The sequence below is a fragment of the Gammaproteobacteria bacterium genome, assembly GCA_028819075.1.
Lineage (GTDB): Bacteria > Gemmatimonadota > Gemmatimonadetes > Longimicrobiales > Gaopeijiaceae > BD2-11.
Genome location: JAPPMM010000017.1, coordinates 121,259 through 147,432, shown reverse-complemented (window position 1 = coordinate 147,432; position 26,174 = coordinate 121,259). Strand labels below are relative to the sequence as shown.

Below are 26,174 nucleotides of genomic sequence, written 5' to 3'. Positions count from 1 at the left end.
CCCGTTCCTCAGCCCATTTCGTAGAGTTCGATATGGTCGCCTTCGGCCAGCTTGACGACCGCCTTCTTGAACGACGGCCTGCGGCCGAGGCTCCAGTTGCGGCTCATCTGTCCGAGGAACGAGCGGCGCATCTTGCCCGCGTATCTCATGGTGCGCACATCGTCGACCTGGACGTCCCAGAGCGCTTCCACCGCGCGGGCGATATCGATCTTGTTGGCCTTCCGGTTGACGATGAACGAGTAGACGTTCTCGGCCTCCATCTGGGCGGTCGTCTTTTCGGTGACCACCGGCCGCACGATTACATCCCACGGCTCACGCATCGCCGTTCTCCGTGTCTGTGGAGTCCGCGGGCTCCGCAGCCACCGGCCCGGTCCCGAGCGCATCGGCCTCGATCACGACGGTCGCCGCCCGCAGCACGTCGTAGGCCGACTCCTCCCCGAAGGGACGCACGCTGACACCCGGCAGGTTGCGGGCCGAAAGGTACACGTTGCGCTTGTTGCCGGCGGTCAGCAGCAGCACCTTGCCCGACACTTCGATGGCGGCGAGGCAGGCTGCCAAGCGCGAGGTGCGCGGGGCCTCGTAGTCCAGGGACTCGATCAGCAGCACCCGACCCTCTTCCGCGCGCGCGTTCAGGGCCGATCGCCGGGCCAGCGCGCGCACCTTGCGAGGCACGGACGTGCGCCACGAGTGAGGTTGAGGGGGGAAGGCCATCCCTCCTCCCGTCCACTGCGCGGCGCGGATCGTCCCCTGGCGGGCCCGGCCGGTGCCCTTCTGCCTCCACGGCTTGCGGGAGCCGCCCGAAACGGCCGAGCGGTTCTTGCCGGCCCCCGTCCCCCTCCGCCGATTGGCGAGTTGGGCCCGCACCACCTGGTGCAGAACGCCTTCGTTCACGACTCCGTCGAATGGGACTGGCGGAAGCGTCCGGTCGCCGTCCGGGCTGCCGTCAGACTGGTAGTAGTGGGCCGTGTGCATGGCTCTAGTGGCTGATGAAGACGTAGCCGCTGCGCGGTCCGGGAACGGCGCCCTTGAGGAACAGCAGGTTCCTCCCGGCATCGACCCGGACGACTTCGACATTGCCCAACGTCTTGCGATTGTTGCCCATCCGGCCGGGGAGCTTCTTGCCCTTGATGACTCTCGACGGGTCGGTGCCCGCTCCCATCGATCCGGGGGTGCGCGACATCGGGTGACCGTGCGTGGCCGGGCGTCCCGTGAAGCCGTGTCGTTTCACGACGCCCTGAAACCCACGGCCCTTGGTATTGCCGGTCACCTTGACGGACTGGTTGGCGGCGAAGAGCTCGACGGTGAGTTCGTCACCGGCCTCGAACGCCTCGTCGTCCGCGACCGGGAACTCGCGCAGAACGCGGGGCGTCGCTTCCAGTCCGGCCTTCGCGGCATGGCCGGCTTCGGCCTTCGTGGCATGCCGGGCCCTGCGGGCCTCGAAGCCGACCTGGACGGCGCGATATCCGTCGGTCTCCTCGGATCTTACGCATACGACCGGGCATGGCCCGGCGCGCACCACGGTAACCGGCACCACAAGACCTTCGTCGTTGAAGATGCGGGTCATCCCGACCTTGCGTCCGATCAATCCCGCCATGCCGCCTCCCGGCAGTTGTCCATGGGCTGCCTAGTCGACCTTGATCTCGACATCGACGCCCGCCGGCAGATCCAGCTTGGTGAGGGCGTCGATGGTGGCGGGCCGGGAATCGACGATGTCGATGAGCCGCTTGTGCGTGCGCAGCTCGAACTGTTCCCGGCTCTTCTTGTCGATGTGCGGCGAGCGCAGCACCGTCCAGCGCTCGCGGCGCGTGGGCAGCGGAACCGGACCGCACACGCTGGCTCCGGTCTTCTCCGCGGTGCGGACGATGTCGGAAGCGGTCTGGTCGACGATCCAGTGATCGAAGGCTTTCAGCTTGATGCGAATCCGGCCACTCATTTCTGGTAGACTGCTCCGTTGCCTGCCACAATCTCTTCGCTCTTCGACCGGGGCACCTGGTCGTAGTGCGAGAACTGCATGGTGTACACGGCCCGCCCCTGACTCATGGAGCGGAGGGAGGTCGAATATCCGAACATCTCTCCCAGCGGAACGCTGGCTCCGATGACCCGGGCGCCGGCCCGCTCGGTCATGCCGCCGACTCGCCCGCGCCGGGAAGAAAGGTCACCCATGATATCACCCATGTAGTCGCCGGGCGTAACGACTTCCACATCCATGACCGGCTCGAGCAGGACCGGACGCGCCCGTCTCACGCCCTCCCTGAGCGCCAGCGATCCGGCGATCCTGAAGGCCATCTCGCTGGAATCGACATCGTGATACGAGCCGTCCACCAACTCGACCTTGATGTCGATGAGCGGGTAGCCGGCCACGGCCCCGCTGGACATCGCGTCGCGCACTCCCCGCTCCACGGGACCGATGAACTCCTTGGGGATCCTGCCGCCTGCGATCCGGTCCTCGAAGACGAAGCCCGCGCCCTTGGGGGCGGGCTCGACGTTGATGACCACATGGCCGTATTGCCCGCGCCCTCCGGTCTGGCGCACGAACCGGCCCTCCACCTTCGTGGCCGAACCGACGATGGTCTCGCGGTATGCGACCTGGGGCCGGCCGATGTTGGCGCCAACCCGGAATTCGCGGCGCAACCGGTCGACGATGATCTCGAGATGGAGCTCGCCCATCCCGCTGATGATGGTCTGGTTGGTTTCCTGATCGCTGCGCACCCGGAAGGTCGGGTCCTCGTCGGCGAGCTTCGCCAGTCCCTGCGACAGCTTGTCCTGGTCGGCCCGGGTCTTGGGCTCGATGGCGACCGCAATCACCGGCTCCGGAAACTCCATGGACTCCAGGATGATGGGATGATCGGGATGACACAGGGTATGGCCCGTTCGAACCCCTTTCAGTCCGATGACCGCCGCAATGTCCCCTGCGAAGACCTCCTGCCGCTCCTCGCGCTTGTTGGCGTGCATCTGCAGGATCCGGCCCACACGCTCGCGCTTGCCCCGGGTGGCGTCGAGCACGTAGCTGCCGCTCGGCAGCGACCCCGAATAGACGCGGAAGAAGGTGAGCCGCCCGACATAGGGGTCGGTGGCGATCTTGAATGCCAGCGCGGTGAAGGGAGCGTCGTCCGAGACCTCCCGGGTCTCGGCAAAGCGGCCCGCCGGACGATAGTGTCCTTCGACGGGAGGAATGTCGGTGGGGGAGGGCAGGTAGTCGATGACACCGTCCAGGAGCGCCTGGATGCCCTTGTTGCGGAAGGCCGATCCGCAAAAGACGGGGAAGATGGCGCCCCGCAGGGTGGCCTCGCGGATCGCCCGCCGGAGTTCCTCCTCGGTGAGTTCCTCGCCCGCAAGGTACTTCTCCAGCAACTCGTCGTCGTGCTCGACCGCGGCCTCGATGAGTTCGTGCCGGCATGCGGCGATCACCTCCGCCATCGAGTCCGGCACCGGCCCGTAGCTGAAGCGCGAACCCAGGTCGTCCTCGTAGATGATCGACCTCCGGGTCATGATGTCCACGACGCCGGTGAAGAGCTCGCCCTCGCCGAGCGGATACTGCACCGGGTGGGCGTTGGCTCCGAGGCGTTCGCGCATCATCGTGACGACCTGCTCGAAGTCGGCCCCGACGCGGTCCATCTTGTTGACGAACGCAATGCGGGGCACGCGATACCGGTCGGCCTGGCGCCATACCGTTTCCGACTGGGGCTCGACCCCTCCCACCGCGCAGAACACCGCGATGGCTCCGTCCAGAACCCGCAGCGAACGCTCGACCTCGGCCGTGAAGTCGACGTGCCCGGGGGTGTCGATGATGTTGATGCGGAAGGTGGAGCCGTTGCGCAGCCACGCGCAGGTCGTGGCGGCGGAGGTGATCGTGATCCCCCGCTCCTGCTCCTGTTCCATCCAGTCCATGGTGGCCGCACCCTCATGCACCTCGCCCATGCGGTGGACCCGGCCGGTATAGAACAGAACCCGCTCGGTGGTGGTGGTCTTGCCCGCGTCGATATGCGCCATGATGCCGATGTTGCGCAGACGCTCTAGCGGTGTATGCCTGGGCATCCGATGTATTCCTTCAAATCCTGTGTTTCTGTCGTCGGTACGCAAAAAAAGCGCAGGAACTCCGAGGCCACGAGTGCAGATTCGGCCGGGCCAACCCACCTGCCGGTTGGAAGCCGCCTGCCTTGTGCCGCGAGGGTCGGACCTTCGGAAACCCCCGCTACCCCGGCGCCAGCCTGCGCGCCGCAGCTGGGAAACGGCTACCAGCGATAGTGGGCGAACGCCTTGTTGGCTTCTGCCATCCGGTGCGTGTCTTCCTTCTTCTTTATCGTGCTTCCCTCGTTTCGGCTCGCGGCCAGAATATCGGCCGCGAGACGACCCGCCATCGACCGCTCTCCCCGCTTGCGGGAAAAGTCGATCATCCACTTTATGGCCAGCGCCTGGCGTCGCTCGGGGCGGACTTCGATCGGCACCTGGTATGTGGCGCCTCCGACCCGCCTGCTCTTCACCTCGACGGCAGGCTTGGCGTTGTTCAGGGCCTGGTTGAACACTCCCAGGCCGGGTTGTCCCGAACGCTCCTCGACTACCGTGAGGGCGTCGTAGAAAATGCTCTCCGCGGTGGACTTCTTGCCGTCCAGCATCAAGCCGTTGATGAACTTCTGGGCCACAACCGACTCGTAGCGCGGATCCCCCGCGATCTCCCTCTTTTCGGCGCGCGTGCGGCGGCTCATGACCTACCTGGGTTCCTTGGTTCCGTACTTCGACCGGCCCCGGCGGCGGTCGCCCACTCCCGAAGTGTCCAGCGTGCCGCGCACGACGTGGTAGCGCACTCCGGGCAGGTCCCTCACCCGGCCTCCCCGAATGAGCACGATGGAGTGCTCCTGGAGGTTGTGTCCTTCGCCACCGATGTACGAAGTCACCTCGTACCCGTTGGTCAGCCTGACGCGCGCGACCTTGCGCAGCGCCGAGTTGGGCTTCTTGGGGGTCGTGGTGTACACACGGGTGCAAACGCCCCGTTTCTGAGGGTTCTTCTGGAGGGCCGGCGATTTGTTCTTCTTCCGAACGGACCGGCGACCCTTGCGCACGAGCTGGTTGATGGTCGGCATACGATTGGTTTCAGCAGTCGGGCGTTTCCGCGTGACGACGAGCGCTTGCTTCCGGCCACACGGCCCTCCCGGACATGTCCGGGAGGACTCCCGGAGAGCCATCAGGCATCTCCTGTGCAGCTTTCAAAGATACGAAAGCGTTCCCGCCCGTGTCAACGCCGGACACACCGCCGCGCCGTGGGCTACTCGAGCGCCGTCTCCTCCGCGGTGAACCCGGCCAGCAGGCCCTCCGGCTCCGCCAGGGGCAGGATCTCTTCGTCGTAGAACTGCTGTTCGACCATGAACTCGACGTGCTGGTACCGGTGGATGCCGGTGCCCGCCGGAATCAGGTGGCCGATGATGATGTTTTCCTTCAGCCCCTTGAGGTGGTCGCGGGCGCCCCTGACCGCTGCGTCCGTCAGCACCCGCGTGGTCTCCTGGAAGGAAGCCGCGGAGATGAAGGACTCGGTCGTGAGGCTGGCCTTCGTGATGCCCAGCAGGAGCGGCTCGGAGCGCGCGGTCCTCCCTTCCTCCGGCAACTCCTCGTTGACCGCGAGAAACTCGGCTCGATCCACGCTCTCGCCTTCGAGGAACGTGGTGTCCCCGGAGTCGGTGACGCGGACCTTCTTGAGCATCTGCCGCACGATGACGGCGATGTGCTTGTCGTTGATTCTGACCCCCTGCAGCCGATACACCTCCTGGATTTCGTTGAGGAGGTACTCCTGAACCGCGCGGGGACCCTTCACGCGCAGGATGTCGTGCGGGTTGATCGGGCCTTCCGAGATCCGGTCTCCGGCGTGCACCAGGTCGCCCTCGTGGGCGCGCAGGTGCTTTGCGACCGGAACGTCGTATTCGCGGGGATCTCCGTGCTCGGGCGTGACCACCACCTTGCGCTTTCCGCGCTTGATGTCCCCGAAGCTGACCCGTCCCTCGATCTCGGCGATCACGGCGGGATCCTTGGGCCGGCGGGCCTCGAACAGCTCGGCCACGCGCGGGAGTCCGCCGGTAATGTCGCGGGTCTTGTAGACCTCGCGGCTGATCTTGGCGATGGTCTGTCCGGGCATGACCTGTTCGCCGTGCTTCGCGATCAGCTCGGCGCCCGCCGGAATGATGAACTCCCGCGCCTTGACTTCGCCCTGCCGGATCTCGATGGCGGGGTGGAGCTTCTTGTTCCGGTCCTCGGTGACGATCATCTGGCGGCGGCCGGTCGTCTCGTCGAGCTCCTCCCTCATGGTCTGGTCTTCGACGATGTCCGAATACCTCAGCGTGCCGGGGCAGTCCGCGACGATCGGCTCCGAATACGGGTCCCAGCTGAAGAGCAGCCCGCCTTCCTCCACCACGTCGCCCTCCCGGACCGCGAGCGTGGCGCCATACGGGACCGCCAGCTCGCTTCGGACGGCGCCCGCCGGCGTTTTCAGGATGATCTGTCCCTCGCGGGAGGTCACGATGCGCTCGCCCTGCCGCGCACCCTCTTCGGTTTCCACGGTCGTCACCCGCTCCAGCGCCACGACGCCATCGATCTTCGACTTCCTCTGCGTCAACTGGGCGATGCGGGCGGCGGTTCCGCCGATGTGGAAGGTGCGCAGGGTCAACTGGGTCCCGGGCTCGCCGATGGACTGCGCGGCAAGGATTCCGACCGCCTCGCCCACGTCCACCATCTGCATGGTGGCCAGATTGCGGCCGTAGCACCTCTGGCAGATCCCGCGCCTGGCATCGCAGGTGAGCACCGAGCGGATGCGCACGGACTGGATTCCCGCGTCGTCCTCGATCCACTTCGCCTGGGATTCCTCGATCAGGCTACCCTTCCCGACAAGCAGCTTGCCGTCGATGGGGTCGATCACGTCCTCGAGCGCCACATTCCCCGTGATGCGGTCGGCGAGTGATTCGATGATGTCCTCTCCCTCCTTGAGCGCCGATGTCTCCACGCCCTCCACCGTGCCGCAATCCTCCTCGGTGATGGTGACATCCTGGGCGACATCGACCAGCCGGCGCGTCAGGTAGCCCGCGTCGGCCGTCTTGAGCGCGGTGTCCGCAAGCCCCTTGCGCGCGCCGTGGGTGGAGATGAAGTACTCGACGACGCTCAGCCCCTCCCGGAAGTTCGACTTGATGGGGGACTCGATGATCTCGCCGATGCCGCCGGTCATCTTCTTCTGCGGCTTGGCCATCAGGCCGCGCATGCCGGCCAGCTGGCGCATCTGGTCGCGGTTTCCGCGGGCCCCGGAGGTCATCATCATGTAGACCGGGTTGTAGCCTTCCCTGGAGCGCTCCAGGTTTTCGGCCATCTCGTCGGCGACATCGTTGTTGGCATGCGTCCAGGTGTCGATGACCTTGTTGTAGAGTTCGCCCCGGGAGATGAAGCCGTCTTCGTAGTTGCCTCGCCAGCGCGCCACCTTCTCGTCGGCTTCGGACAGGATGTGGCTCTTCTCGAGCGGGATCTCCAGGTCGCTGATGCCGACGCTGATCCCCCCCAGGGTGGCGTACCGGAACCCGAAGTCCTTGAGATCGTCCAGGAATCGGGTGGTGGGGAGCAGCCCGACTTCCGTGAAACAGCGGAACACCAGGTCGCCGAGCTGACCCTTGCCGAGCGTCCGGTTCTCGAACGGCATGCCCGGGGGAATGAACGAGTTGAACAGCACGCGCCCGGCCGTGGTCCTCAGCCACTGGCCCTGAGGCTTGCCCTCCGCAGCCGTCTTCGGCACCCAGAACCAGCACAGCGAGTGGAATTGCAGGCGGTCGGTGACCACAGCCATCTCCACTTCGCCGAAGGTGCTGTAGCGGGGCGCATCCCTGTAGAACTCGTTCAGCTCCCGGTTCGCCTTGTCGCGAATGGCGGCGGCGGCCTTGCCGTTGTTGGCGTCGCGCTCCAGGTCCGAGATGGCCAGCGGCGGCTTGGTCAGGTAGTAGCAGCCGATGACGATGTCCTGGCTGGGCGCCGCGACCGGCCGGCCGTTCGAGGGCAGCAGGATGTTGTTCGACGAGAGCATCAGGACCCGCGACTCCAGCTGCGCCTCGAACGAGAGCGGCACGTGCACCGCCATCTGGTCGCCGTCGAAGTCGGCGTTGAAAGCCGCACACACCAGAGGGTGGATGCGGATCGCCTTCCCTTCCACCAGTACCGGTTCGAAGGCCTGGATGCCGAGCCGGTGCAGGGTGGGCGCCCGATTGAGCAGCACCGGGTGGTCCCGAATGATGTCTTCCAGAACCTCGTAGACCTTGGGGTCGTCGTCCTCCACGATCTTTTTCGCGCGCTTGACCGTCTCGGCTTCCCCGCGCTTTTCGAGTTCGTGAATGATGAACGGCTTGAACAGCTCGACCGCCATCGCCTTGGGGAGGCCGCACTGATGCAGCTTGAGTTCGGGGCCCACCACGATGACCGACCGGCCGGAATAGTCGACGCGCTTCCCCAGAAGATTCTGGCGGAAACGCCCCTGCTTGCCCTTGAGCATGTCGGAAAGGGACTTGAGCGGCCGCTTGCCGCGCCCGCGGATCGCCTTCGATCGGCGCCCGTTGTCGAACAGCGCGTCGACCGCCTCCTGCAACATGCGCTTTTCGTTGCGCAGGATGACTTCCGGGGCCCGCATCTCCACCAGCTTCTTGAGCCGGTTGTTGCGGTTGATGACCCGCCGGTAGAGGTCGTTCAGGTCCGAGGTCGCGAAGCGGCCTCCGTCCAGGGGAACCAGCGGCCTCAGGTCGGGCGGGATGACGGGAACCACGTCCATCACCATCCACTCGGGCCGGTTGCGCTGCTCGGGGCTCAGTCCGGAGTTGCGCAGGGCGTCCACTACCTTGAGGCGCTTCAGCTTCTTCTTCTTGCGATGCTGGGAGGTCTCGGTCCGGATTTCGTGGCGCAGCCAGTCGGCGAGGCGGTCGAGCCCCTTCCCGTCCGCGTTGCGCCTGCCGATGTCGACCTTCGGCGAGTCGAGCTTGCGCAGGAGGCTGCGGACGGCTTCCGCCCCGATCTCGGCCACGAACTCGTCGTCGCCCTCCTCACGGGCCTTGACGCGCAGATCGTAGTATTCGTCCTCGTCCAGCAGCTCCAGGAACTCGACGTCCTGGCCGCCGGGGTTGGTCACCACGTAGGAAGCGTAGTAGATCAGCTTCTCCAGGTTGCGCAGCGTCATGTCGACCAGGTAGCCCAGCTGGCTGGGCAGCGTCTTGAAGAACCAGATGTGGCACACCGGCACGGCGAGCTCGATGTGTCCCATCCGTTCGCGACGGACCTTGGAGAGCGTCACCTCGACGCCGCAGCGGTCGCAAACGTGCCCGCGGAAGCGAATGCGCTTGAACCTGCCGCAGGAACACTCCCAGTCCTTCACCGGGCCGAAGATGCGCTCGCAGAAGAGCCCGTCCCGCTCCGGCTTGAAGGACCGGTAGTTGATCGTCTCGGGCTTGGTCACCTCTCCGTACGACCAGCCGCGGATTTCCTGCGGTGAGGCGACCTTGAGCTGGATGAAGTCGAAATCGGTCGTACCGCTCGTCTCGCGGAACCTGGGAAAATCGATCATATGGCGTGCACCCCGTGGGTTGCGGGTGTCAGTGCGATGCTCAAGATCTCAGTCGTCCTGATCGAGCGTTACCGAGAGGCCCAGCGCCTTCAGCTCCTGTACCAGCACATTGAAGCTCTCCGGGATGCCGGGCTCGGGGAGGTTTTCTCCCTTGACGATCGCTTCGTATACGCGCGACCGGCCCATGACGTCGTCCGATTTGACGGTCAGTATCTCCTGCAGGGTATGGGCGGCGCCGTAGGCCTCCAGCGCCCATACCTCCATCTCCCCGAACCGCTGTCCCCCGAACTGGGCCTTGCCGGCCAGCGGCTGCTGCGTGACCAGCGAGTAGGGTCCGATGCTGCGCGCGTGGATCTTGTCATCCACCAGATGCGACAGCTTGAGCATGTAGACCATGCCGACGGTGACCGGGAAGTCGAAGGGCCGGCCGCTGCGGCCGTCGCGGACCACCGCCTTGCCGTCGGGACGAAGGCCCGCCGCGTCCATGAACTCCACCACCCCCGCGTCGATGCCGCCTGAAGCCGGCGATTCGGAGCGGGCGAGCCGGTGGATCGCCGGGAAGGCCTTTTCCATCGGTACCGCAAGCCGGCCGGCGTGCTCTTCGGCGGCTTCCACCAGGAAATCCCTCAACCGGTCGAAGTAGGCCTGCGCCCCGTCCGGCAGTTCGACCCGCGCGTAGTCGTCCAGGGAACGGCCGAGCCCGGTCGAGCTCTGGTCACCGTTGCCCGCGGCACCCACCTGCGCGGGAAGGGTGCGAGAGGCGCCCGTGAGCTGCTCGATATCGGTAGCCGTGGTGGCGGGAGGCTCGGCACTGATTCCCAGTGCCTGGGCTCCCCACCTGACTCCCGCCATCTTGAGGAGCAGCCCGACCTCATCTTCGCTCGCACCCTGGAACACGGGTGTCTTGGCGCCGAAGCCCAGCACCCACGCGGCCCACCCCAGGTGGGTCTCGAGGATCTGGCCCACATTCATGCGGGACGGAACGCCCAGGGGATTGAGTACGATCTCCACCCGGGTTCCATCGGGGAGGAAGGGCATCTCCTCCTCGGGCACGATGCGGGCGATGATGCCCTTGTTGCCGTGACGCCCGGCCATCTTGTCGCCCACCGCGATCTTGCGCTTTTCGGCGATGTAGACCTTGACCAGTTGGACCACGCCCGGCGGCAACTCGTCCGGCTGGAAGACCTTGTCGATGTGCTCCTCGGTGTCGCTGTGCACCTTGTCGATGCGGCGGCGGGATTCGTCCACCACGGAGCGGATGCGCTCGTTGATCGACTTGTTGCGCACCTTGAGGCTGTCGAGCTCGACCTCCCCCAGATTCAGGTCCGCCAGCACCGCCTTGGTAACCTTGCGTCCCTCCTCGAGAAGGGGTTCGATCACCCCGCGCCTGAGGCAGAGCGAAATCGTCTGAAGGTGCAGGAGCGCCCTGAGTTCGTCGTCGCGCACCTCGGTGATGCGGGCGATATCCTCGCGCTCGGTCTGGCGGAGTTCTCCGATCCGCTGGCCCTGCTCCTTGTCCAGAAGCGGACCGTCGATCCGGCGCGAGAAGATCTTCACGTCGATCACGGTCCCCGACATCCCCGGCGAGAGCCGAAGTGAAGAATCCTTCACGTCCTTGGCCTTCTCGCCGAAGATCGCGGTCAGAAGCTTCTCCTCCGGTGAGAGCTCGGTCTCGCCCTTGGGCGTGATCTTGCCGACCAGGATGTCCCCGCTCTTGACCTGGGCCCCGATGCGGACGATGCCGCGCTCGTCCAGGTTGGTGAGGTTCTCGTCGGCGACGTTGGGAATCTCCCGGGTGATCTCCTCCGCTCCGCGCTTGGTGTCGCGGACGTGGAGTTCGAGCTCCTGGATGTGGATCGATGTGAAGACGTCTTCCTTGACCAGCTTCTCGCTGAGGACGATCGCGTCTTCGAAGTTGTGCCCGTACCAGGGCATGAAGGCGACCAGCACGTTGCGGCCCAGCGCCAGTTCGCCGTAGCTGGTGGAGGGTCCGTCGGCGATGATCTCGCCCTCCTCCACGATCTGGCCGCGCCCTACCAGCGGCCGCTGGTTGATGGCGGTGTCCTGATTGGTGCGCCAGTACTTCTTGAGCACGTAGGTGTCGAACTGGGAGAGGCGCATGAGAGGCTGGTCGGCCTCCTTCACCTTCACGGCACCCGTGTCGATGACGATCTTGTCGGCCGTGACGCTGACGATTCTGCCCCCGCGCGCCGCGGTGACGACGGCACCCGAGTCGCGCGCCAGCTTGCGCTCAAGTCCGGTTCCCACCAGGGGAGCGTCCGTGTAGAGCAGCGGAACCGCCTGGCGCTGCATGTTGGAGCCCATCAGCGCCCGGTTGGCGTCGTCGTGCTCGAGGAAGGGAATAAGAGCCGCCGCGACCGACACCAGCTGTGCCGGGGCGACGTCCATGTAGTCGATGTCGCCGGGCGCCAGGAGCGGAAAGTCACCGCGCTCCCGGCACAGCACCAGCGGATTGCAGAACGTGCCGTCCGGATTCAGCGGCGCGTTGGCCTGCGCGATGCGCGCGCGCTCCTCCTCGTTGGCCGAGAGCCACTCGATCTCTCCGGTGGCGCGCCCGTCCACCACCTTGCGGTAGGGCGTCTCCACAAAGCCCAGCCCGTTGACGCGCGCGTAGGTGGTGAGCGAGGTGATGAGGCCGATGTTGGGACCTTCCGGGGTCTCGATCGGGCACATGCGGCCGTAGTGCGAGTAGTGCACGTCGCGCACCTCGAACCCGGCCCGCTCGCGGGTGAGGCCCCCGGGACCGAGTGCCGACAGACGCCGCTTGTGCGTCATTTCGGCCAGCGGGTTGGTCTGGTCCATGAACTGGGACAGCTGCGACGAACCAAAGAAGGCCTGGATGACGGCCGACACCGTTCTGGCGTTCACCAGATCGTCGATGTTGATCTTGCCCGGATCGGTGTTGATCGACATCCGCTCCTTGACCAGGCGGGCCATGCGCGACAGGCCGACCGAAAGCTGATTGGCGATCAGCTCGCCGACGGTGCGCACCCGGCGGTTGCCGAGATGGTCGATGTCGTCGGTGTGTCCGTGCCCTTCGCTCAGTTCGACGAGGTAGCGCAGGATCTCGACGAAGTCGTCGCGCGTCAGCACGGTCGTGGAGGCGGGAGTCTCGAGCTCCAGACGCTGGTTGATCTTGTAGCGTCCCACACGGCCCAGGTCGTAGCGCCTGGGATTGAAGAACACGCTCTCCAGCGCCGTGCGCGCCGTATCGACGTTGGGCGCCTCTCCGGGGCGCAGGAGCGAGTAGATCTGGAAGAGCGCGGTCTCCTCCGACTCGGTGGGATCCTTGGCCAGCGTGCGCTTCACGATGGGGCTGTCCGCCCTGATCGGCCCTGCGCCGGCTGCGGCCCCCGCCGCCTCGGGCTCGGCGGCGTAGACCACGACCCGGTCGATGCCCACGCGCGCCAGCGTCTCGATGTCCGCTTCCTCGAGTTCGCTGCTGGCTTCGAGAACCACTTCGCCGGTGCCGGTGTCCACCACATCGTCCGCCAGCACCGCCCCGCTCAGCGTCTGGAGCGCATCGCCAAGGTCGCCGATCGAGGCGTCCTTCTTCCGGAAGAAGAGGCCGTAGATCTGCTCGTCGGTGCCGAAGCCCAGGGCGCGCAGCAACGCCGTGGCCGGGAACTTCTTCTTGTCGATGTGGACGTAGCAGACGTTGTTGATGTCGACCGTGAACTCCACCCACGAGCCGCGGAAGGGAATGATGCGGGCGCTGTGCAGCTTGGTCCCGTTGGGATGGATGCTCTCCTCGAAGACAACGCCGGGAGAGCGATGCAGCTGGCTCACCACGACGCGCTCGGCGCCGTTGACGATGAAGGTGCCCAGATCGGTGAGGAGCGGCAGATCCCCCAGGTATACCTCTTTCTCGATGATGTCGCGCGCGCGCCGCTCCCCGTCGTCCAGATCCTCCCAGACAATGAAGCGAAGCGTTGCCTTCAGGGGCGCCGCGTAGGTCATGTCCCGCTCGATGCACTCCTCCTGCGAATAGCGGGGCGCACCCAGCTTGGACGAGACATACTCGAAGCTGAAGTTCTCGTTCACATCGGAGATCGGAAAAATCTCCTGAAAGACGCGGTCGAGCGAGAAATCCCAGGGATCCTCGGCGACCGCGTCGCCGTACACCAGCTTGCCGAAGGACTTGAGCTGCACATCCAGCAGATTCGGCATCGGCATGACCGAATCCAGCTTGTCGAAACTGACGATGGGTCGAGCGGCGTCGCGACTATCCAACTGGACTCCCCCTTTGGGCCGCACCCTGTCCGGAGGGCGGGCACGGCAAGTCGAACGGAAAACACCTCACGACGTCCGGACGTCCCCGCGGAGGGACGGCCGATACGCGCGCGGAGGGAAGGGCAGGCGGCGCGGCGCCAGGAACGGCGTGCCGCGACCGTACCCCGTCTGCCCGGAGGCTTGAGCGGGACCGCACCTACTTGACGGTGACCGTCGCGCCCACCTGCTCCAGCTTTGCCTTGACCTGCTCCGCCTCGTCCCTGGAAACGGCTTCCTTCACCGCGTTGGGAACCCCGTCGACGAGCGCCTTGGCTTCCTTGAGCCCCAGACTGGTCACTTCGCGAACCACCTTGATGACCTGGATCTTCTTGGCGCCGAAGCTGTCGAGAACGACGTCGAACTCGGTCTGTTCCTCGACCTCGGCCTCGGCTTCCGCCGGACCTGCGGCCGCCGGCCCGACCGCCACTGCGGCCGTGACGTTGAACTTCTCCTTGAACGCGTCCACGAACTCGGAGAGCTCGAGAACCGTCATGTTGCCGATGCTATCGAGGAGTTCCTGCTGATTGATCGCCATCTCGCTGCTTTCTCCTGATTGGTCCCGGCCTCCGCCGGGAGTTGGTGACTCGACTCGTCACGTGTCCGCGCCCGCATTTCGGCTGTCGTCCGCCGAGCGCGGCCATCGCGGACTCAGTCTTCCTGTATTTTGTCCCTCAGTGCGTCCAGAAGGCCGGCAAATTCCTGCAGCTTGCCCTCGAGCGCGCCCACGAAGGCCGCCATGGGACCCTCGAGCGCGCCCGCCAGCTGCGCCATCAGCACGTCGCGCGCCGGGAGTGCCGCCACTTTGCGGAATTGTTCCTCGCCGATGATCCTGCCTTCGACCACACCCACCTTGAACGCGGGGCGCTCGGCGTTCTCCTTCGCAAAATCGACCAGCACCTTCGCAGGCTCCACGGCATCGGTCTTGCCGAACACGATGCCGGTCGGCCCGGAGAGGTGGGGTTCCAGCCCAGCAAGGTCGAGGTCGTCGAACGCCCGCTTGGCGAGCCGGTTCTTGACGACCCGGTAACGACCCCCGCTTTCGCGGATCCGGCGGCGGAGCACCGTCATCAACTTGACGTCGAGCCCCGTGAAGTCGGTCAGGTAGAGTGCGCCGGCGCTCTCCGCCTCATTCCTGAAATCCTCGGTAAAGGCCTGTTTGCGCGCTTTGTCCATCGGTCAGCTCCGTCCGAACTGGTTGGGGTCGAGCGGCACGCCCGGCCCCATGGTGCTGGAGAGCGTCACGCTCCGTACGTATGCGCCCTTCGCAGCGGCGGGACGCGCGCGCAACACCGAGTCCATGAAGGCGCCCAGGTTGTCGGAGAGCTTGCTGTCCTCGAACGAAACTCGTCCGATGGGGGCGTGCAGATTTCCGGTGCGGTCCACGCGGTACTCGATTTTACCGGCCTTGATCTCCGAGACGGCGCCCCCGACATCGAACGTCACCGTGCCCGCCTTCGGATTCGGCATGAGCCCGCGGGGACCCAGGATGCGACCCAGCGGACCCACCTGGCCCATCATGTTGGGTGTGGCGACCACCGCATCGAACTCGAGCCATCCCTGCTTGATGCGCTCCAGATACTCGGTTCCGACGTAGTCGGCTCCCGCGTCCCGAGCCTCCTGCGCCTTTTCTCCCTGCGCGATTGCAAGCACGCGCATCTGCTTGCCGGTTCCGTGGGGAAGCACGACCGTCCCGCGCACGATCTGGTCGGCGCGGCGAGGGTCGACACCCAGCTTGGTCGCGACCTCGATGGATTCGTCGAACTTCGCGAACGAGAGGGTCTTCACGAGGGTCACGCCCTCCGCCACGGTATGCGTGGCTCCCACCGGGATCCGGGCCCTGGCGGCCCGGATTTTCTTTCCGCGTCTTGGCATTATGGAATCGAGCCGGCTTGTGACACCCTCCCACCCCTGGCGGCTCGCATGGAGTGGTTCGTCGGATCTACCAGTCTACCTCGATGCCCATCGAGCGCGCGGTCCCGGCGATCATTTGCACGGCCGAATCCACGTCGCCTGCGTTCAGGTCGGGCATCTTGGTTTCCGCGATCTCCTTCAGCTGGTCGACGGTCACCCGGGCGACCTTGGTGCGGTTCGGTTCGCCGGATCCCTTTTCCAGTCCGGCCGCCTTCCTGAGCAGGACCGACGCCGGCGGCGTCTTGGTGATGAAGCCGAACGACCGGTCGGCGAAGACGGTGATTTCGACCGGAATGGTCGTTCCCTGCTGCTGCTGGGTTCTGGCGTTGAACTGCTTGCAGAACTCCATGATGTTCACGCCGTGCTGGCCCAGCGCGGGACCGACCGGAGGTGCCGGATTGGCCTGCCCTCCGGGAACGTGCAGCTTGATGAATCCGATGACCTTCTTCGCCATTTACGTTACCTGGTCGATATACCGGCCCGCGCCCGACAGCCGTTCGGACGCGTTCGGAAGCCGGAGTTCCGTCTCCGGCCCCGAATCCGCCGTTCAGTATCCCTTGAGCTGAGCGAAATCGAGCTCCACCGAAGTCGGACGCCCGAAGAGGGAGACTTCCACCTTCACCTTTCCCTTGTCGGCATCCACGGACTGGACCGTGCCCGAAAACTCCGTGAAAGGGCCCTGCGTCACCTCCACGGCCTGGCCGATGTGGAAGGGGACTTCCGCTCGAGCCTCCTTTTCCTCCTCGGTCTCGATGCCGAGGAGCTTGCGCACCTCCTCCTCGCTCAGGGGTTGGGGCTTCCTGCCTCCCCCCACGAACTTGATGACGCCCTTGATGTCGTTGATGGCGTGCATGGTCCGGGAGTCCAGCGTCACATCTTCGCCGACCTCGATGTGCACCAGGACATATCCGGGATAGAGGCGGCGTTCGACCTGGACCCGCTTCCCGTTGCGGATCTCCATCACTTCCTGGGTCGGCACCAGGGTTTCCAGGATCTCGGGGTTGTGGCCTTCCTCGATCTTGCGGTCGATGAACCGCTTCACCTTCTTCTCGTGCCCCGAGTAGCTCTGGACCACGTACCATCTGGACTCGCTCATTGAGTCCTCACGCTCCGAAGATGCCCATGATGAAGTTCACGACGAAGCGCACGACGCCGTCCATGGCGAAGATGACGAGCGAGATCGCGATCACGAAAAGGATCACCACCCACGTCGCATTGCGCAGCTGACCCGAGTCGGGCCAGGTCACTCGCTGCAACTCCGTCCACGACTCGCGCGCGAACCCCGCCGACGTCTCGATAATGTTGGGCATCCTGCTTCTCGGAGATGCGCTACTTGGTTTCCTTGTGCCCGGTGTGCGTGCGGCAGCGCGGGCAGTATTTGCGGAAATGCACCCGTCCGGGGTGCAGGCGCTTGTTCTTCTTCGTCGTGTAGTTGCGCTCCTTGCACTCCTCGCACGCGAGGATCACACGGTCTCTGGCCACGGGACTACGCGATCACCTCGGTGACCACGCCGGCGCCGACCGTGCGTCCACCCTCGCGGATGGCGAAGCGAAGTTCCCTGTCCATGGCGATGGGGGTGATCAGTTCGACCTCCATCTGCACGTTGTCGCCCGGCATGACCATCTCGACCCCGTCGGGAAGCCTGGTTGCGCCCGTGACGTCCGTGGTGCGGAAGTAGAACTGGGGCCGGTAGCCGTTGAAGAACGGGGTGTGCCTGCCGCCCTCACCCTTGGTCAGGACGTACACCTCGGCCTTGAAATGGGTGTGCGGGGTGATGGATCCCGGCTGCGCGAGCACCTGGCCGCGCTGGATCTCGGTCTTGCCGACACCACGGAGCAGGAGGCCGGCGTTGTCTCCCGCCTGGCCCTGGTCGAGCAGCTTGCGGAACATCTCGACACCGGTCACCACCGTCTTGCGGTCCCTGTCCATGCCGACGATCTCCGCCTGGTCGCCGACCTTCACCACGCCGCTCTCGATGCGGCCGGTGGCCACCGTGCCCCGCCCGGTGATGCTGAACACGTCCTCGACCGGCATCAGGAACGGCCTGTCGATGTCCCTCTCGGGCAGCGGAATGTAGGAGTCGATCGCGTCCATGAGCTCCTGGATGCAGTCGACGTCGGAGCCCTCTCCCATCGCCTCCATGGCCTTGAGCGCGCTCCCCATCACCACGGGGATGTCGTCGCCGGGGAAGTCGTACTCGGAGAGCAGCTCGCGCACCTCCAGCTCCACCAGCTCGAGCAGCTCCTCGTCGTCGACCATGTCGACCTTGTTGAGGAAGACGACGATGTAGGGCACGTTGACCTGACGGGCCAGCAGGATGTGCTCCCGCGTCTGCGGCATGGGGCCGTCCGCGGCGGACACGACCAGAATCGCGCCGTCCATCTGGGCGGCTCCGGTGATCATGTTCTTCACGTAGTCGGCGTGGCCCGGGCAGTCGACGTGGGCGTAGTGACGGTTTTCCGTCTCGTACTCCACGTGCGCCGTGGCGATCGTGATGCCGCGCTCGCGCTCCTCCGGAGCCTTGTCGATCTCGTCGAAAGCGACCGCGTCGCCACCGAACTTCCTGGCCTGGGTGAAGGTGATCGCTGCGGTGAGCGTCGTCTTCCCGTGGTCAACATGCCCGATGGTGCCGACGTTCACGTGCGGCTTGGTCCGGTCGAACTTCTCCTTTGCCATTTCTCCGCTACCTCACTCCGTTCGGTTCAGGTGAATCGTGGTTTCAGGGCCCCGGAGGCCCGGGCAAGCTCTGGCCGGGATTTGAACCCGGGACCTCTTCCTTACCAAGGAAGCGCTCTACCCCTGAGCTACCAGAGCGCTGCTCCCTTCTGCTTCGGGATTAAGAGCGGGAGACGGGACTCGAACCCGCGACCCTCAGCTTGGAAGGCTGATGCTCTAGCCAACTGAGCTACTCCCGCTGGAATTCTCGTTTCACAAGTTGGAAGGGCGATACGCCCAGTGGTGGGGGGAGGATTCGAACCTCCGAAGGCATTGCCAGCAGATTTACAGTCTGCCCCGTTTGACCGCTTCGGTACCCCACCGAGCATTTCTCTCGAAACTCCTGTGTTCGGAGCGCCCCTCCGCGCCTCCGGCTGCGGAGCAAGGATGCCCTCGGGCACCTGAGGCGGGCCTTTACGATCAAGCCTCGAAAGGTAACTCCTCGATCACGAGAGGTAAAGGGTAGTCCAGACGATTCGGCGGCAGGGGGGTGTCGCCGCCGGGGGACCCGTCCGACCCGCACGAACCGGGGCCGCTCCGGGTCGTCCGCCGGCAAGCTGGCGAAGGGACTCGAACCCCCAACCTGCTGATTACAAATCAGCTGCTCTACCTGTTGAGCTACGCCAGCGCGCGACTACTGCTACCCGGCTTCGCCCCGGAAGTCAACGGTCAGCGGGCCGCCGTGGAACCGGCTCTCGACCTCGCGTGCTTCCAGCGGGTTCCGTCAGGCGAGTCCTCGAGCACGATTCCTTCACCGGCCAGCTGGTCGCGGATGGCGTCCGCCTGCGCGAAGTCGCGGCGAGACCGGGCCAGGTCGCGCTTCGCGACAAGGACCTCGATGCGCTCCCGCTCGGGCTCGTCGACCTCGCGCCCGGCCAGCGCCAGCTCAAGCACCCCGAGCACCTCGTCCATGGAGGAGAGAGCCGCTTCCGCCGATTCCCTGTCGCCCTCGCTGATCGCACCCGCTGCCCTGTCCAGGGCGGTGTTGGCCTCCTTGACGAACACGAAGAGCGCCGCCAGGGCGCCGGCGGTGTTGAGATCGTCGTCCATCGCCTCGCGGAAGCGCGCCAGGGCCTCCCCGGCGAGTCCCTCGATTCCCGCGGGCGGAGCGCCGGGACGGCCCGGTGTGCGCGCGAGGCGGTCGCGGAAATCGAGCAGGCGCTGCACGGCCCGGCGCGACGCCTCCAGTCCCCCGAAGGTGAAGTTGAGCTCGCTGCGGTACTGGGCGGACAGCAGCAGGTGCCGTATCGCCGCGGGCTCGGATCTCTCGGTCAACTGCGGGACGGTGTAGGTGTTGCCGAGCGACTTGGACATCTTCCGGCCCTCCACCAGAAGATGCTTCACGTGAACCCAGTGGCGAGCGAACGTCTCGCCGGTCGCGCCCTCGGACTGCGCGATCTCGTCCTCGTGATGAGGAAACACCAGGTCTTCGCCGCCCAGGTGAATGTCCACGGTGTCGCCGATCTCGCTCAGCGCCATGACCGAGCACTCGAGATGCCATCCCGGCCGGCCCCGGCCCCACGGGGACTCCCAGGCGGCGTCCGCGTACTCGTCCTCCGGCCTGGCCGCCTTCCAGAGCGCAAAGTCGCGGATGTCGTCCTTCTCGTACTTGTCGTCGGCAACGCGCTCGCCGGGGCGCAGGGCGTCCGGATCGATGCGCGAGAGCCTGCCGTATTCCGGAAACCCCGAAATCCGGAAATAGACCGAGCCGTCCGATGTGGCGTAGGCGAGCCCCCGCTCCAACAGCCGGGACACGAAGGCGGTCATCTCGGGGACGTATTCCGTGGCCCGGGGGTGGCTGTCGAACGGCCGCATGCCCAGGGTGTCGGCGTCGGCGAGGAAGGACCGAACATGCGGCGCGGCGAACTCCCGGATCGACTGCCCGGTCTCGGCGGCGAGCTCGACGATGCGGTCGTCGACGTCGGTAAGGTTCACCACGAAACGGACTTCGTAGCCCAGCCACTCCAGGTAGCGATGGAGCAGATCGTAGACGACAAAGGCGCGGAAATTGCCGATGTGGGCGCGCCCGTACACCGTGGGGCCACAGCCGTAGATGCCCACCCGCCCCGGCCGGAGCGGTGTGAAGCGGCGCAGCGAGCGCGTCAGCGTGTCGTGGAGGTGAAGGCTCATGCCGGGTTGCGTGAGAGGAACGGGATCGCGGCAGGGTCGCGCACGGGACTGCCGGCGCTCACTGCAGCACGCGGACTTCGAAGACGCGCCAGACTTCGTCCTCGCGCACGAAGCCGACGTAGATACTGTGTTCTACCAACTGGGAGGCCCCTTCGTGGACGACCGTCCAGCGGAGTGCCGCGTAGCCCTGAAGCGGAGATCCCCCGACTTCGGCAACCCGCTCGAGTCGGGTCGACTCGGTCCGGTGCCCGGCCAGATAGTCGCGCAGCACGGCGACCGCCTGCCGTCTCGAAAGAGAAACGTGGTCTTCGCCTCCCACCCGCAGGCGGATGCCGCTGGCCACCAGAACCTGCACGAAGACGTCGATGGAGCCGCGCTCCCACATGCGCGCGAGATTGGTTGCGGCCCCTTCCAGGGACGCCTGGGACGCCGGAGTCGGCGACGATCCAGGGGTGGAGGCACCGAGCACGGCGACCAGCAGGGCCAGGACGCCCGCAGGGTTTGCCCGCTTCAACCCCCCGGCCTTCATCATGAGTCGCGGAGGGCCGGGGCCAGGTCGCGCTCGACGGCGTCGAGAGCGGCGCGGGGATCCGGGGCGCCGGTAACTGCCCGCCCGATGACCAGGTAGTCGGCTCCGGCCTCGCGGGCGCGGCGGGGCGTCGCGACGCGGCGCTGGTCGTGGAGAGACTGCTGCGGGAGGCGGATCCCGGGAGTGACGACGAGGAGTTCGTTCCCGAAGCGGCGCCTCAGGGCTGCGGCCTCCAGCGGCGACGCCACCACGCCGTCCAGACCGGCCGCGCGCGCCCCGCCGGCGAGCTGCAGGACGTGGTCCTCGAGCGTCACGCGCGCGCCATCGGCGCGGCGCGGAAGCGACGATGTCCCCAGGGAGGTAAGCATCGTCACCCCCAGAAGCCGGGTCCCGTCCTTCGCGGCCTCGGCCGCGGCCTCCATCATGTGCGCTCCTCCCGCAGTGTGCACGGTCACCAGGCGCGCCCCGATGTCCGAGGCGGCGGCCACGGCGCCCGCCACGGTGCGCGGAATGTCGTGCAGCTTGAGGTCAAGGAACACCCGTTTCTTGCGGTTCCGGAGATGATGGACGACCGCGGGACCCTCGCGTGCGAAGAGTTCCAGCCCGACCTTGTAGAAGTTGACTCGCCCCGCCAGCAGATCGACCAGTTCGAGCGCCCGGCCGGCCGAGGGATAGTCCAAGGCAAGGATGATGCCGCTCACAACACGCACGCCTCCCGCCTCGCGAAGGGAACCGGTCCCTCGGGCGACCTGACCGCGCCCACCAGCTCCGCGACCGCGCCGATGTTTCTCCGGCGGCCGTAGGCACTCAGTCCGTGCACGACGCGCTCCGCGCTCCGAGGATCGGCGAAGGTGGCGGTGCCCACCTGAACCAGCGACGCCCCGGCGAGCAGATACTGTAGGCAATCGCGGTGCCCGCGGACACCTCCGACGCCGACCAGCGGGGCCCGGACCCGACGGCTCGCCTGCCACACGGCGTGTACGCCGACCGGGAGCAGGGCCGGACCGCTGAGCCCACCGCCGCCGGCCCCCAGCCGGGGGCGCCGCGTCTCCGGATCGATCACCATTCCGGGCATGGTGTTCACCAGGGTGACTCCGTCGCCGCCGGCAGCCACCGCGGCTTCAGCGGCCGCGCCGACATCGGGCGAATTGGGAGCCAGCTTTACCAGGAGCGGCCGGCCGGTGATCCCGCGCACGCGGCCAACCACCTTGGCCAGCATCCCGGTGTCGAGCGCGAACGGCACGCCGCCCAGCGGGACGTTGGGACATGAGAGATTCAGTTCGAATCCCAGGAATCCGCCCTCCGGTTCAAGATGTTCGACGATCTCGCAGTAGTCATCGACCGCATGTCCCGCCACGCTGACGAAGACCTGCGCGCGCCGCAGCCGCGACGCAAGCCAGGGCAGCTTCTCGGCCTTGACCCGCTCCACCCCGGGATTGGCGAGTCCGATCGAGTTGACCATCAGGCCAGCGCCCTCGCTGACCCTGGGTCTCGGGTTTCCGGCGCGCGGTTCCAGGGTCACGGACTTGGTGACCAGTCCGCCCAGCCGGTCGAGTTCCATGACTCCCGCCAGCTCCCTGCCGAAGCCGCAGGTGCCGGACGCGAGCAACACCGGATTCTGGAACCTCGCCCCGAACAGCTCCTGTTCAAGCTGCACCGGCTTCGCTCTCCGATGCGGGCCGCCTCGGTCCACGCGATGGTTGGGCGCGTCCCAGAGTGTCCCTGCGGGGGATCGTGTCCCTGCGGAGGACGGAGTCGGCCGGGAGGATCGAGTCGGTCCGCGGGACGGTGTCGGGGGCGAAGAATGCGTCGGTCGAGGTCGCGCCCGGGGCGTCCCTGCGAAGCGAGTCGGTCCTCAGCGAGTCGAGCCTGAGCGAGTCCAGCCTCAGCGAGTCGAGCAGCAGCGAGTCCCCCGCGGCGATTCGCCGCACCAGCTCCTCGGCGGCCCGGATGCTGTCGAGCGTGCGCGCGGCTTCCCGTACCGCGACGTCCCGGTTGGCGGCCTCCACGGCGACGCGCTGATGCAGGATCGCCAGAGAAGTGCCGAGGCGGCCCTCCACCATGGCGTAGTCCGACGGCCGCGCCTCCGTTCCGGCGGACGCCCGGACGTAGATGTTGTCGTCCAGCTGATTCAGGCGGGCGGCGAGCGGTTGCCGCTCCTCCGCATCGCCGGTCAGCTCGAGCGCCGCCATCAACGCCTTGGCCTCCCAGGCCGAGCCGCGGTCCCGGTCGGCGTACAGGGTAAAGAGCTGAAGGGCCAGGCGCGGTGATCCGAGGCTGTCGCGCGCCAGCTCGGCCCCGGCGAAGAGCGCGAGGTGGTCCGCCGCCAGCGCCGCTCTTTCGACGAAGAGCCCAACGTACTCCATGTAGTCGATCAGCCGCACTGCTTCGGCGAGGGCGATGGCCGGGAGCAGGATCGCCCGGACTTCCTCGAGCTGCTCGAGACGATCGACGGAGTTCAGCCGCCAGCGGGCGAGGGCGATGCGCGCCTCGCGCGCGGTTCTGTCGTCACCGCGGGCCAATTCCCCGGCCATTTCACCGGCCGCGACCGAATCGCCGGCGCGCGCGAGCAGGCGTGCCCGCTCGAGGCGGACCCGGCCACGCGCCACAGGCGCCCACTCGCTGCGTTCGGCCGCGGCCAGCATGGCGGCCGCGGATCCCGCCCCCCAGAGCATGGAGGCTCGCTCCGCAGCAGCGAGAACGGTATCGGCCCAAGCCTCTCCGGACGCCTGCTCGAGCACAGTCGTCGCACCCGCCCGAGCGTGCTCGAAGTGGTCGCTGTCCAGCCCGCGCACCAGGCGCTCCAGAGCAACCGGGACCCTCAGTTCCCGTGAGGCTGCCTCGGACCGGTCCAGGCCCGCCCATCCCTCCTGCGCCCGTCCGGCGTCGAATGCGGCCCGGGCCCGCCAGAGATGCGCCTCCGCGCGCAGCATCGCGTCCGGCACCTCTTCGAGGGCTTCGTCGAGAAGGCGCATTCCGAGGTCGCGCCGTCCCGTGGCCAGCGCCACGCCGCCGAGGTACACGCGGGCACCCGCGTGCAGGCTCGAGTCGCTCGAAGTCGCCAGCAGGCGCTCCAGTGCCGCCCGCGAACGTGCCCAGTCCCCGCTGTGGAAGTAGGCGCGGCCCATGATGTAGAGGGCGTCGTCGGCCCAGCGTCCGGATTCGTCCGACCGATAGCTGCGAGCGGCCTTGTCGATGGCCTCCTGATACGACGAAGCAGCCTCGAGCGGCTGGTCACGCAGGCGGGCGGCCTGGGCATCCTCGAAGGCGCGCCGCGCATTGTAGAGCGCGTTGAAATACGCACAGCCGACCAACAGGGACACGCACAGAATCGCGGCCCCGGCAGCCGGCGTCGTCCGGGGCGCGCTCCCCCTCACCGGCCCCTCCTCATCGCTCGCCGGGCCTCCCGCTCCTGGGTCCGGCGCCGCAGCTTTTCCCTCTTGTCGTAGAGCTTGCGGCCCCGCGCGAGGGCCAGCGTCAACTTCGCGTACCCCCGGCGCATGTAGAGGTCCAGGGGAATCAGCGTCAGCCCCTTCTCCTCGACCCTGCCGATCAGACGCCGGATCTCCGCGCGCTTCAGGAGGAGCTTGCGTGGGCGCTCCGGGTCGGCATTCCAGTGAGTCGCCGGCTCGTAGGGGCTGATGTGCAGGTTGTGGAGCCACACTTCGGTGCCCTCCAGACGGGCAAAGGCGTCCTTGAACCCCACCTTTCCGGCGCGCACGGATTTGACTTCCGGTCCCTTGAGCACCAGCCCGGCTTCGAGCGTCTCGATCACCTCGTATTCGTGCCGGGCCTTTCGGTTGCGGGAGATCAGGAGTCGGCCCGGAGGCCCCGCGTCGCCTGCCCCCACCACGTATCGCGCGCCAGGCTAGTAGATAAGGACCGGCGTGCCAACGTCGATCAGGTAGTAGAGTTCGCGGGCCGCCTCGTTGGTCAGGCGAATGCACCCGTGGGAGATGCGCCGCCGCTCCGGGTCGGGGTCGAGCACCAGCTCGGGCCGGTGGGTGCCGTGAATCGCAATGCCGTCACCCAGGTAGATGGCAGTGGTGCCCAGCGCCCCCGGGATGGAACGGGAAGGATGCTGCCGCGGGGGAACCGGAACTCCCCTCTCGACGAAGTGCCAGTCGGGAGCGATCCAGACCGGGTTCTTTTCCTTGTACCGGACCCTCATGATCCCGCGGGGCGTGGAGAAGTGCCACTTCTGGCCGGCGGCGTTCAGGTTGAACCCGGTCCCGGTGCCGACGGGCGCCGACCAGATCGCGCGCTCCCCCTCCATGACGAAGAGCCGATTCTCGACAAGGTGAACGACGACGTAGCGCTCATGGGAGGGAAGGAACGACGTTCCCACGGCCACGTCGCGCGCCAGCATCCTCGAACGGTCCGTAACCAGCGGGTAGCCGTCGAGTGCCTGGCCCCGCGCCGCCGCGGGCGCGAGGACACCGATCAGCAGCACCGCGCCCCGCAGCCACGCCGCGGCGGCGCTGTCAGTCCAAGGGTGGCGCCAGCTCGTCCCGGGCATCGTCATCGTGTTCCCCGTTTTCCTGCGCTCCGGCGTCGTGGACGACTTGCCGAGCGGCATCGCTCGCAGCCCGATAGGCAGCCTTGGAGGTCTCGATCCTGTCCTGCAACTCCGCGCGCGCGTCCAGCGCCGCCTGCCGACCCGCGTCCACCGCCCCCTTCACCGACTCGATCTGCTCCCGGACTTGTTCGCCGGCTCGCCCGAGCCTCTCCTCGAGGCCCTCCTGGGCCGCGCGCACCCGCTCCTGTGCGACATCCCTGAACTCAAGCGCCCGGGCCTTCAGCTGCTCCTGGGTCTCCTTGCCGGAGCGGGGCGCTAACAGCAGCGCGAGTCCGGCACCGACGACGGCACCGAGCAGAAAGGCACCCGTGTTCGATCCGCCGTCGCGCTCGATTACGACGAGCGGTCCGTCTTCTCCCTGAGCCATCCCGCTCCCCCATGATATACGCGGCAGCCGCCGCAGCCGGCTGCAACTGTTCCATCCTGATACAAACTAGGGTTTCCCGGGGGGGAT

At 66.7% G+C, this 26,174-nt stretch carries 25 protein-coding genes and 4 tRNA genes; all 29 read right to left on the bottom strand.

What is annotated here, in order from left to right:
• Nucleotides 1-8 precede the first annotated feature (8 nt).
• Nucleotides 9-320: a 50S ribosomal protein L23 gene (gene rplW, locus OXU32_03485; protein MDE0073029.1), complete on the bottom strand. Its 312-nt coding sequence runs from the start codon at nucleotides 318-320 to the stop codon at nucleotides 9-11.
• Nucleotides 313-972: a 50S ribosomal protein L4 gene (gene rplD, locus OXU32_03480; GenBank protein MDE0073028.1), complete on the bottom strand. Its 660-nt coding sequence runs from the start codon at nucleotides 970-972 to the stop codon at nucleotides 313-315. The genes rplW and rplD overlap by 8 nt, the downstream gene beginning before the upstream one ends.
• Nucleotides 973-976: 4 nt before the next feature.
• Nucleotides 977-1,594, bottom strand: a complete 618-nt coding sequence (gene rplC, locus OXU32_03475) for a 50S ribosomal protein L3 (GenBank protein MDE0073027.1) — start codon at nucleotides 1,592-1,594, stop codon at nucleotides 977-979.
• Between the two features lie 30 nt (nucleotides 1,595-1,624).
• Complete coding sequence (gene rpsJ, locus OXU32_03470; protein MDE0073026.1) at nucleotides 1,625-1,933, bottom strand: 30S ribosomal protein S10; 309 nt, start codon at nucleotides 1,931-1,933, stop codon at nucleotides 1,625-1,627.
• Entirely contained in the window at nucleotides 1,930-4,035 is a 2,106-nt protein-coding gene (fusA, locus tag OXU32_03465) for an elongation factor G (GenBank protein ID MDE0073025.1), read from the bottom strand. The genes rpsJ and fusA overlap by 4 nt, the downstream gene beginning before the upstream one ends.
• Nucleotides 4,036-4,232: 197 nt before the next feature.
• Nucleotides 4,233-4,703 (bottom strand): 30S ribosomal protein S7, encoded by a 471-nt coding sequence (gene rpsG, locus OXU32_03460; GenBank protein ID MDE0073024.1) that lies wholly within the window; start codon nucleotides 4,701-4,703, stop codon nucleotides 4,233-4,235.
• 3 nt (nucleotides 4,704-4,706) lie between these two features.
• The gene (gene rpsL, locus OXU32_03455) at nucleotides 4,707-5,078 is read right to left on the bottom strand and encodes a 30S ribosomal protein S12 (GenBank protein MDE0073023.1); all 372 of its coding nucleotides are present in this window, start codon (nucleotides 5,076-5,078) and stop codon (nucleotides 4,707-4,709) included.
• Nucleotides 5,079-5,260: 182 nt separating this feature from the next.
• The gene (rpoC, locus tag OXU32_03450; protein MDE0073022.1) at nucleotides 5,261-9,562 is read right to left on the bottom strand and encodes a DNA-directed RNA polymerase subunit beta'; all 4,302 of its coding nucleotides are present in this window, start codon (nucleotides 9,560-9,562) and stop codon (nucleotides 5,261-5,263) included.
• A gap of 48 nt (nucleotides 9,563-9,610) precedes the next feature.
• Nucleotides 9,611-13,816 (bottom strand): DNA-directed RNA polymerase subunit beta, encoded by a 4,206-nt coding sequence (rpoB, locus tag OXU32_03445; protein MDE0073021.1) that lies wholly within the window; start codon nucleotides 13,814-13,816, stop codon nucleotides 9,611-9,613.
• 196 nt (nucleotides 13,817-14,012) lie between these two features.
• Entirely contained in the window at nucleotides 14,013-14,390 is a 378-nt protein-coding gene (gene rplL / locus OXU32_03440; GenBank protein ID MDE0073020.1) for a 50S ribosomal protein L7/L12, read from the bottom strand.
• A 113-nt stretch (nucleotides 14,391-14,503) separates the two neighbouring features.
• A complete protein-coding gene (gene rplJ / locus OXU32_03435; GenBank protein MDE0073019.1) occupies nucleotides 14,504-15,028 on the bottom strand; it encodes a 50S ribosomal protein L10 in 525 nt (174 codons plus the stop codon).
• Between the two features lie 3 nt (nucleotides 15,029-15,031).
• The gene (rplA, locus tag OXU32_03430; GenBank protein ID MDE0073018.1) at nucleotides 15,032-15,727 is read right to left on the bottom strand and encodes a 50S ribosomal protein L1; all 696 of its coding nucleotides are present in this window, start codon (nucleotides 15,725-15,727) and stop codon (nucleotides 15,032-15,034) included.
• Between the two features lie 67 nt (nucleotides 15,728-15,794).
• Nucleotides 15,795-16,220 (bottom strand): 50S ribosomal protein L11, encoded by a 426-nt coding sequence (gene rplK / locus OXU32_03425; protein MDE0073017.1) that lies wholly within the window; start codon nucleotides 16,218-16,220, stop codon nucleotides 15,795-15,797.
• Nucleotides 16,221-16,313: 93 nt separating this feature from the next.
• A complete protein-coding gene (gene nusG, locus OXU32_03420; GenBank protein ID MDE0073016.1) occupies nucleotides 16,314-16,862 on the bottom strand; it encodes a transcription termination/antitermination protein NusG in 549 nt (182 codons plus the stop codon).
• A 7-nt stretch (nucleotides 16,863-16,869) separates the two neighbouring features.
• The gene (gene secE, locus OXU32_03415; protein MDE0073015.1) at nucleotides 16,870-17,076 is read right to left on the bottom strand and encodes a preprotein translocase subunit SecE; all 207 of its coding nucleotides are present in this window, start codon (nucleotides 17,074-17,076) and stop codon (nucleotides 16,870-16,872) included.
• Between the two features lie 19 nt (nucleotides 17,077-17,095).
• Nucleotides 17,096-17,248 (bottom strand): 50S ribosomal protein L33, encoded by a 153-nt coding sequence (gene rpmG / locus OXU32_03410; GenBank protein ID MDE0073014.1) that lies wholly within the window; start codon nucleotides 17,246-17,248, stop codon nucleotides 17,096-17,098.
• Between the two features lie 4 nt (nucleotides 17,249-17,252).
• Nucleotides 17,253-18,443 (bottom strand): elongation factor Tu, encoded by a 1,191-nt coding sequence (gene tuf / locus OXU32_03405; GenBank protein ID MDE0073013.1) that lies wholly within the window; start codon nucleotides 18,441-18,443, stop codon nucleotides 17,253-17,255.
• Nucleotides 18,444-18,509: 66 nt separating this feature from the next.
• A tRNA-Thr gene (locus OXU32_03400) sits at nucleotides 18,510-18,581 on the bottom strand.
• A 27-nt stretch (nucleotides 18,582-18,608) separates the two neighbouring features.
• Nucleotides 18,609-18,682, bottom strand: a tRNA-Gly gene (locus tag OXU32_03395).
• A 41-nt stretch (nucleotides 18,683-18,723) separates the two neighbouring features.
• Nucleotides 18,724-18,805 (bottom strand) — tRNA-Tyr (locus OXU32_03390).
• A 232-nt stretch (nucleotides 18,806-19,037) separates the two neighbouring features.
• Nucleotides 19,038-19,110: transfer RNA gene (locus tag OXU32_03385), tRNA-Thr, on the bottom strand.
• Nucleotides 19,111-19,151: 41 nt separating this feature from the next.
• On the bottom strand, nucleotides 19,152-20,612 hold the full coding sequence (gene cysS, locus OXU32_03380; protein MDE0073012.1) for a cysteine--tRNA ligase: 1,461 nt from the start codon (nucleotides 20,610-20,612) through the stop codon (nucleotides 19,152-19,154).
• A 58-nt stretch (nucleotides 20,613-20,670) separates the two neighbouring features.
• Nucleotides 20,671-21,144, bottom strand: a complete 474-nt coding sequence (locus OXU32_03375) for a hypothetical protein (GenBank protein ID MDE0073011.1) — start codon at nucleotides 21,142-21,144, stop codon at nucleotides 20,671-20,673.
• Nucleotides 21,141-21,842 carry an orotidine-5'-phosphate decarboxylase gene (gene pyrF, locus OXU32_03370; protein ID MDE0073010.1) on the bottom strand — a complete coding sequence of 234 codons (702 nt, stop codon included), beginning with the start codon at nucleotides 21,840-21,842 and terminating at the stop codon, nucleotides 21,141-21,143. Before pyrF ends, OXU32_03375 begins: the two co-directional genes overlap by 4 nt.
• Nucleotides 21,839-22,798 carry a dihydroorotate dehydrogenase gene (locus OXU32_03365; protein MDE0073009.1) on the bottom strand — a complete coding sequence of 320 codons (960 nt, stop codon included), beginning with the start codon at nucleotides 22,796-22,798 and terminating at the stop codon, nucleotides 21,839-21,841. Before OXU32_03365 ends, pyrF begins: the two co-directional genes overlap by 4 nt.
• Nucleotides 22,788-24,518 carry a tetratricopeptide repeat protein gene (locus OXU32_03360; protein ID MDE0073008.1) on the bottom strand — a complete coding sequence of 577 codons (1,731 nt, stop codon included), beginning with the start codon at nucleotides 24,516-24,518 and terminating at the stop codon, nucleotides 22,788-22,790. The genes OXU32_03365 and OXU32_03360 overlap by 11 nt, the downstream gene beginning before the upstream one ends.
• Nucleotides 24,515-24,991 carry an SsrA-binding protein SmpB gene (smpB, locus tag OXU32_03355; protein MDE0073007.1) on the bottom strand — a complete coding sequence of 159 codons (477 nt, stop codon included), beginning with the start codon at nucleotides 24,989-24,991 and terminating at the stop codon, nucleotides 24,515-24,517. The genes OXU32_03360 and smpB overlap by 4 nt, the downstream gene beginning before the upstream one ends.
• Before the next feature lie 18 nt (nucleotides 24,992-25,009).
• A complete protein-coding gene (locus OXU32_03350) occupies nucleotides 25,010-25,666 on the bottom strand; it encodes a L,D-transpeptidase (protein ID MDE0073006.1) in 657 nt (218 codons plus the stop codon).
• The gene (locus OXU32_03345; GenBank protein MDE0073005.1) at nucleotides 25,626-26,087 is read right to left on the bottom strand and encodes a YtxH domain-containing protein; all 462 of its coding nucleotides are present in this window, start codon (nucleotides 26,085-26,087) and stop codon (nucleotides 25,626-25,628) included. The genes OXU32_03350 and OXU32_03345 overlap by 41 nt, the downstream gene beginning before the upstream one ends.
• Between the last annotated feature and the right edge of the window lie 87 nt (nucleotides 26,088-26,174).

Coding starts and splice junctions, on each gene's coding strand:
- rplA (MDE0073018.1), bottom strand. CDS start 15,727: ATGCCAAGACGCGGAAAGAAAATCCGGGCCGCCAGGGCCCGGATCCCG.
- cysS (MDE0073012.1), bottom strand. CDS start 20,612: ATGAGCCTTCACCTCCACGACACGCTGACGCGCTCGCTGCGCCGCTTC.
- OXU32_03375 (MDE0073011.1), bottom strand. CDS start 21,144: ATGATGAAGGCCGGGGGGTTGAAGCGGGCAAACCCTGCGGGCGTCCTG.
- secE (MDE0073015.1), bottom strand. CDS start 17,076: ATGCCCAACATTATCGAGACGTCGGCGGGGTTCGCGCGCGAGTCGTGG.
- fusA (MDE0073025.1), bottom strand. CDS start 4,035: ATGCCCAGGCATACACCGCTAGAGCGTCTGCGCAACATCGGCATCATG.
- OXU32_03345 (MDE0073005.1), bottom strand. CDS start 26,087: ATGGCTCAGGGAGAAGACGGACCGCTCGTCGTAATCGAGCGCGACGGC.
- tuf (MDE0073013.1), bottom strand. CDS start 18,443: ATGGCAAAGGAGAAGTTCGACCGGACCAAGCCGCACGTGAACGTCGGC.
- OXU32_03350 (MDE0073006.1), bottom strand. CDS start 25,666: ATGACGATGCCCGGGACGAGCTGGCGCCACCCTTGGACTGACAGCGCC.
- rpsL (MDE0073023.1), bottom strand. CDS start 5,078: ATGCCGACCATCAACCAGCTCGTGCGCAAGGGTCGCCGGTCCGTTCGG.
- rplJ (MDE0073019.1), bottom strand. CDS start 15,028: ATGGACAAAGCGCGCAAACAGGCCTTTACCGAGGATTTCAGGAATGAG.
- rplC (MDE0073027.1), bottom strand. CDS start 1,594: ATGGCGGGATTGATCGGACGCAAGGTCGGGATGACCCGCATCTTCAAC.
- rplL (MDE0073020.1), bottom strand. CDS start 14,390: ATGGCGATCAATCAGCAGGAACTCCTCGATAGCATCGGCAACATGACG.
- rpsJ (MDE0073026.1), bottom strand. CDS start 1,933: ATGAGTGGCCGGATTCGCATCAAGCTGAAAGCCTTCGATCACTGGATC.
- rplW (MDE0073029.1), bottom strand. CDS start 320: ATGCGTGAGCCGTGGGATGTAATCGTGCGGCCGGTGGTCACCGAAAAG.
- rplK (MDE0073017.1), bottom strand. CDS start 16,220: ATGGCGAAGAAGGTCATCGGATTCATCAAGCTGCACGTTCCCGGAGGG.
- nusG (MDE0073016.1), bottom strand. CDS start 16,862: ATGAGCGAGTCCAGATGGTACGTGGTCCAGAGCTACTCGGGGCACGAG.
- rpsG (MDE0073024.1), bottom strand. CDS start 4,703: ATGAGCCGCCGCACGCGCGCCGAAAAGAGGGAGATCGCGGGGGATCCG.
- rplD (MDE0073028.1), bottom strand. CDS start 972: ATGCACACGGCCCACTACTACCAGTCTGACGGCAGCCCGGACGGCGAC.
- rpoC (MDE0073022.1), bottom strand. CDS start 9,562: ATGATCGATTTTCCCAGGTTCCGCGAGACGAGCGGTACGACCGATTTC.